Source organism: Mesorhizobium sp. WSM4829 (genome assembly GCF_055811475.1).
Map to the genome: position 1 here is coordinate 1 of NZ_JBVVQJ010000138.1, position 627 is coordinate 627.

General features: G+C 62.8%; 1 protein-coding gene. It reads left to right on the forward strand.

What is annotated here, in order from left to right; translation table 11 throughout:
- Nucleotides 1-591: IS256 family transposase (locus AC0L17_RS34550; protein WP_473519001.1), on the forward strand; the 591-nt coding region annotated here is incomplete at its 5' end.
- Nucleotides 592-627: the final 36 nt, after the last annotated feature.

Below are 627 nucleotides of genomic sequence, written 5' to 3' on the forward strand. Positions count from 1 at the left end.
GAAAGCCATTCGAGCTGGCGCGCGTTCGTGGCAGGGCTCAAGCAGCGCGGGCTCGCCGGCGTCGAGTTCGTCGTCTCCGACGACCATCCGGGGCTCAGGGCAGCGATCCGCGAAGTCCTGCCTGAGGCAGTCTGGCAGCGCTGTTACGTGCACTTCCTCAGAAACGCGCTCGATTATGTGCCGCGCAAGGTCGATGACGACTGCCTGATGGAGCTCAGATGGTTCTATGACCGGCGCGACCTGGCCGAGGTCAAGCGCGACCTGGCGCAGTGGATCGCCAAATGGCAGGCCAAATACCCGAAGCTGGTGGATTGGGTGGAGAACAACATCGAGGAGACGCTGAGCTTCTATCGGCTGCCGCTGCCGCATCACAAGCACATGAAGTCGACGAACATGCTGGAGCGGCTGAACCAGGAGATCAAGCGGCGCACCCTGGTCGTTCGCATCTTCCCCAACCCGCAGAGCTGTTTGCGGCTGGTTCGGGCATTGGCGGTGGAGATCCACGAGAACTGGCTCGAGGCGACCCGCTACCTCAACATGGATCATCTGCGCGAGCACAAGAAGGAGAACCTGAGGGCACTGGCCGCCTGAGACGCGGCCGCCATGTCCGCCGCTCCGCTAAACACG